The sequence below is a fragment of the Microcoleus sp. BM001215392 genome (genome assembly GCF_036700185.1).
Classification (GTDB): Bacteria; Cyanobacteriota; Cyanobacteriia; order Cyanobacteriales; family Microcoleaceae; genus Microcoleus.
Genome location: NZ_JAUBOJ010000456.1, coordinates 1 through 5,366, shown reverse-complemented (window position 1 = coordinate 5,366; position 5,366 = coordinate 1). Strand labels below are relative to the sequence as shown.

Sequence of the window (5,366 nt, the reverse complement as noted above, 5' to 3'; positions counted from 1 at the left end):
ACAGTTGACAGTTGACAGTTGACAGTTGACAGTTGACAGTTGACAGTTGACAGTTTGATAGCGACCTCTACCTAAAAGTCCGAGGATTGGAGTAATAAATAGTCTGATTTTTATTTCTACCTCGAAGGCTTGGGGTTTTCAACCAATTCTTTCTGGTAATTCCTAAATACTTTTATTCGACTGATTTTATTTGATTTTTCTGCTGACTACTGACTGCTGACTGCTGACAACTGACAACTACTATATGTTACGAATAACCGAAATCAAACTTCCCTTAGATCATGCTGAAGATGCGATCGCCAGCGCCATTCTCAAAAAGCTGCAAATTCCCCCCGAAGAATTGCTCAGCTATACCATCTTTAAGCGCAGCTACGATGCTCGCAAAAAAGCCGAAATAGTGCTTGTCTATATTGTGGATGTCGAGACAACACAGTCCAAGCAACTTCTCCAACGCTTCAAAAAAGACCCTCATGTGATGGTAACGCCAGACACGAGTTATCGCTATGTAGCCCGAGCCCCCAGCAATTTGAGGGTTCGACCCATTGTGATCGGTACGGGGCCGTGCGGTATGTTTGCAGGGCTGATGCTGGCACAAATGGGGTTTCGCCCGATCTTGTTGGAACGCGGCAAAGCTGTGCGCGATCGCACCGCTGACACCTTTGGATTTTGGAAGAAAAAAACTGAATTCAACCCAGAATCTAACGCCCAGTTTGGCGAAGGTGGCGCGGGTACTTTTTCCGATGGCAAGCTCTACAGCCAAGTAAAAGATCCTCAGCATTACGGGCGCAAAGTGCTGACAGAACTTGTGAATGCGGGAGCGTCACCGGAAATTTTATATATTAATAAGCCGCATATTGGCACGTTTAAATTGGTGGGAATTGTCCAAAGTATTCGCTCCCAAATTGAAGCATTAGGCGGAGAGATTCGGTTTCAAACTCGTGTCGAAGATATTCACATCGAAAATGGAAAGGTGCAGGGAATTACCACGGCGAGTGGAGAATATATTGCTAGTAATTATATAGTTCTGGCGGTAGGACACAGCGCCCGCGATACTTTTGAGATGTTATTCTCGCGCGGGGTTTACATCGAGGCTAAACCTTTTTCGATTGGTTTTCGGGTGGAACATCCCCAAAGTGCGATCGATCGCTGTCGTTTTGGCGATCGGGCGGGCCACAAGCTTTTAGGTGCCGCCGATTACAAACTGGTTCACCACTGCGCAAATAATCGTTCTGTGTACAGTTTCTGTATGTGTCCCGGCGGTTTGGTAGTGGCGGCGGCGTCGGAACCGGGGCGGCTTGTGACAAATGGGATGAGTCAATATTCTCGCAACGAACGCAATGCTAACAGCGGGATTGTGGTGGGTATCACGCCGGAAGATTATCCCGGTCATCCGCTGGCGGGAATTGAGTTTCAACGCCGCCTAGAAGAACGGGCATTTGAGTTAGGAGGAGGCACTTACAACGCCCCTGGGCAGCTTGTAGGAGATTTTTTGGCGAATCGCCCTTCGACGGCGCTAGGCGCTGTGCAGCCTTCTTATACGCCTGGTGTTGTGATGACTGATTTGAGCGCAAGTTTGCCGGATTTTGCGATCGCAGCCATCCGCGAAGCACTTCCGGCTTTTGACAAACAAATTAAAGGATTTGCGATGGATGATGCGGTTTTGACTGGAGTGGAAACGCGCACTTCTTCACCAATTCGGATTAAACGCAAAGAGGATTATCAGAGTTTGAATACTGAAGGGCTTTATCCTGCTGGGGAAGGTGCGGGATATGCGGGTGGAATTCTGTCGGCGGGGATTGATGGAATCAAGGTAGCGGAGGCGGTTGCTTTGAGTATTTTGCAATCTTCAAATCACAAAGTTTGAGGTGGGATTAACTAAGATTTTGCACCAATGTCAATTAGCCTTTTATGAACAGGCTTTCCGGCCTGTTCCACAAAGATTAAATTTCTTGTGGAACAGCCATCTTGCCTGTTGCTGTTGATGTAACATCTCAGATCAACCAACTGCAAATTCGGTGTATTGTCGGACATGAGGTGCATGATAGGCTAGCACAATTTCCTGGGATGGGACGCCTCGTGCTATTAATTGATTGGCGATCGCCTCTTCAGTTCCGTCATGCTGTACCCAAATTTTCCCATCTTTAATGTCTACATGAATTATGCAGCCATAAATTCGAGTGTTACTATCTTTCCAACCCACATGAACCAGTTGATAGCGATCGCTGACTAAATCGAAAATTGTCTCGCTGGAAACTGGATCGTGAGGCGATCGCCTCTGAGATCGTTCAGTTAGCAATTCCTGAATATATTGACGATACAAACTTACTTTATCCATTCAGAAATCTCCTGTTTTTCGGTGTCGTAAACTAAAAGTGGAATTTGATTGCGTTCAATTACCGTTTGAATAAATGAGTATTTGAAAAATTTTCTGTGAATACTTAATGGAATTGCCAGGTAAAGAGTTCTCTCTGGATCGTCAAATTCTAATGCAATCCGATAGTTGATAAATTGTCCCACTGCGGTATGAAACTCTGAAATCGTCGATGGTGCCAAAAACGTTTTGATTTCAATCGCAATTTTTTCATTATCCTTTGTAGCTGCTAATAACTGTTCTGCACCCAGATCGATATAAAAATCAACAAATCCGAGATCGATATGATAAGGGTCATCGGTAATTGTCCAACCCTGATTTTCGAGGGCAGTTTTGACGAGTTCGTGAAACTTATCTTTAGCTGGCATATTTATACTATGGCTAAGCGGAAACGAATTTCAGTATCCGTGTATTCCGGCGTCCAGCCGCTTGTGGTGGTAAAATAGCGCACAGCTTTAATTTTCCGTGTTCCTGTCAAATAAAACCAGTGTTCCGTATTCGCCGGCACGTTGATAAATTCTTCCGGCTGTACCGTAAGTTCTACTTGGCTACCATCGGGCCGCACGAAGCCGAAAATGCCCTCGCCTGCTACGATATAGCGCACTTCATCGTCGGCGTGGATGTGACAGTTGTTGAATTTTGACAGCAGGGTGTCGAGGTTGGGAATGTCTGGATGCAGTACGATTAAGTCGCGGGATTGATAGCCTGCGGTTTCCTGGAGTTGTTGGAAGTAGCTGTCGAGGGCTTGCAGGATTTGCTCTTTTTCGCTGTCGCTGAGCGCGTCTTTGGCTAATAAATTTTGAATTTCTGGATTTTCACCCACGGGCCAGCGGTTGAGTTGAATGTTTAAGGGAGCGAGTTCGCGAGTAATGTCGCTGAGTTGATTGTAGGTTGTACCGTTTTCGTGTCGCAGGATAGCCATTTTTGCACGTTCCAATTGTTGAGTGAGGCGATACAGAGGCACTTTGCAAGATGTTTGTCGATCGCACCTGCTGCTGAAAAACCATTTTAACTCTAATTTGCACAGGCTCTCCGGCCTGTTCGAGAACAGTTCAATTTTGTCGCGATAAGATTGATAAGTCAGGTGTCTGTCTGCACCGGGCGATCGGCATACTGACCTTATTCATGTAACTTTTGCAACAACTATGCCTACTTATACAGGAATTTCTAGCGAAGCTTTTCAGCATCCCCTCGATCGCCAAGCCGAGGCCGCATTGCGCAGCGTACCTGGATTTGACTTAATTGCTAGCAAATTTGTAGAGTTTGTCTACGAACGACCGCAATTTGTTTACCTAATGGGAAATAGCATACAAGTCGGCCCGCGCCAATATGCCAGCATTTATCATATATTTCGGGAGTGCGTGCAGGCTTTAGATATTTTTCCAGAACCGGGTTTGTTTGTGTCTCAAAATCCCGCTGTTAACAGCTATGCTCTCGGGAAAAATCAACCCTATATAGTCTTAAATACAGGTCTTTTAGATTTGTTGGACGAGTCAGAAATCAAGGTGGTTCTGGCTCACGAGTTGGGACACATCAAATGCGGTCATCCAACTTTAAATCAAATGGCGATGTGGGCGATGAGCATTGCATCAACAATTGGCGAGATGACTTTGGGGCTGGGAAATATTGTCGGTAGTGGTTTAATTTTTGCTTTTTACGAGTGGCGGCGCAAGGCTGAATTGTCGGCAGATCGGGCTGCTTTGTTGGTGACGGATGATTTGAATGGTGTGATGAAAACGATGATGAAACTTTCGGGAGTTAGCAGTAAATATGCTGACCAATGCAGTTTGCAAGAATTTATCCGCCAGTCTGACAACTATCAAGAGCTCGATCGCGACAATCTCAACCAAGTGTATAAATTTTTACTTTACAACGGCGGCCAAGGCGTGATGCTGAGTCACCCTTTCCCGGTTGAACGTTTGCGGTATTTGCGAGATTGGGCGAGTTCGGAGGAATACCGCCAAATTAAGCTGGGTAACTACAAGCGGGCTGTGGCTGAGGGTGCGGTTGATGTCAAGTCTCAAGCATCTAACAGCGAGACGGAGGCTTTGCGCCGTCAGATTGAAGAATTGCAGCGGGAGATCGATCGACAAAAATCTCAGCAAAAATAAGTTGAGGATGTGCCGCAATTACCTTGCGGCTGTAATTAGCGCCTTCAAGCACTGTTTGTGTAAGTCTTTGAAAATTTACCGGATTTGGGCGGGGGAGGAAAGTAGAAGGAAGACAGGCTGCGGATATCTCATCCGGCTACATCCGAATTATATTTCAGTGCGATCGTCCCGCTCGCGATAGCTTGCAACCGCAACTCGCCTCCAATCTAAAAACTGTCCTCTCCTTTCTGAAATCTGTTTCTCAGAAGGTGTAGTTTAAATCTAGATAAGCTTATAACTCAATCGGGCTAGGAAAAAAAATGATTATTGATAAACCAATGAATACTCACAAGCCAACTTCTAATTTTTTCGGCAATGTCGGAAAAGTTGCGATCGCCCTAAGCGTGCTAGCCGCCGGGATGGCATTTACAAATCCTCCGAGAGACAAATACCTAACTTATGCTTCCGGCGTGCTCGAAACCGAGTTTAAAAACACTGTGCGCAATGATTCTCGCGTACCCAAAGCTTTGAGTGGCGTTGCAGAGACTTTGCTGACTTCGCAGCGGGGATCTATCGAACACTTGCTCGACAATACAACGGAACGTCAGAACTTAGGCGTTGTCAGCATTTACACAACTCAACTGGGTAAAAAAAGCTATCAAACGGTTGGAGCTTTTGGGAATTTCGTTACCCTCCCACCTAGTTCCGAAACTGCTGAAAAGTAATGTCAAATTAAGTTAAATTATAGAAACCGGGTTTTAGATCGAGCCCGGTTTTTACTTGCGTAATTCTCTGCCACTAAATCTCGAATAATTCGGATAATGGCAGTACATATTTTTAATCAAGCCCGCGGGTGCATCAGGGCGCAAGCAAATATGTTTGTAGGGGCGAAGCATGACCGCAGT

The 5,366-nt window shown here is 45.7% G+C and carries 6 protein-coding genes; 3 read left to right on the top strand and 3 right to left on the bottom strand.

Annotation, left to right across the window (positions count from 1 at the left end):
* Positions 1 to 244 precede the first annotated feature (244 nt).
* Positions 245 to 1,864 (top strand): NAD(P)/FAD-dependent oxidoreductase, encoded by a 1,620-nt coding sequence (locus QT974_RS30580; RefSeq protein WP_333472136.1) that lies wholly within the window; start codon positions 245 to 247, stop codon positions 1,862 to 1,864.
* A 132-nt stretch (positions 1,865 to 1,996) separates the two neighbouring features.
* On the opposite strand, the gene QT974_RS30575 is transcribed toward QT974_RS30580, so the two are convergent.
* Genes QT974_RS30575 through QT974_RS30565 form a run of 3 tightly spaced genes read right to left on the bottom strand, consistent with a single transcriptional unit; the run spans position 1,997 to position 3,293 of the window.
* The gene (locus tag QT974_RS30575) at positions 1,997 to 2,335 is read right to left on the bottom strand and encodes a XisI protein (protein ID WP_293182604.1); all 339 of its coding nucleotides are present in this window, start codon (positions 2,333 to 2,335) and stop codon (positions 1,997 to 1,999) included.
* Positions 2,323 to 2,739 carry a XisH family protein gene (locus QT974_RS30570; protein WP_333472135.1) on the bottom strand — a complete coding sequence of 139 codons (417 nt, stop codon included), beginning with the start codon at positions 2,737 to 2,739 and terminating at the stop codon, positions 2,323 to 2,325. Before QT974_RS30570 ends, QT974_RS30575 begins: the two co-directional genes overlap by 13 nt.
* A 2-nt stretch (positions 2,740 to 2,741) precedes the next feature.
* Positions 2,742 to 3,293: a 1,2-dihydroxy-3-keto-5-methylthiopentene dioxygenase gene (locus QT974_RS30565; RefSeq protein ID WP_333472134.1), complete on the bottom strand. Its 552-nt coding sequence runs from the start codon at positions 3,291 to 3,293 to the stop codon at positions 2,742 to 2,744.
* A gap of 223 nt (positions 3,294 to 3,516) precedes the next feature.
* Between QT974_RS30565 and QT974_RS30560 the strand changes: the two genes are divergently transcribed.
* Together QT974_RS30560 and QT974_RS30555 are read left to right on the top strand one after the other, a co-directional pair.
* On the top strand, positions 3,517 to 4,482 hold the full coding sequence (locus QT974_RS30560; RefSeq protein WP_333472133.1) for a M48 family metallopeptidase: 966 nt from the start codon (positions 3,517 to 3,519) through the stop codon (positions 4,480 to 4,482).
* Positions 4,483 to 4,781: 299 nt separating this feature from the next.
* Positions 4,782 to 5,186 carry a DUF4359 domain-containing protein gene (locus QT974_RS30555; RefSeq protein ID WP_333472132.1) on the top strand — a complete coding sequence of 135 codons (405 nt, stop codon included), beginning with the start codon at positions 4,782 to 4,784 and terminating at the stop codon, positions 5,184 to 5,186.
* Positions 5,187 to 5,366 lie beyond the last annotated feature (180 nt).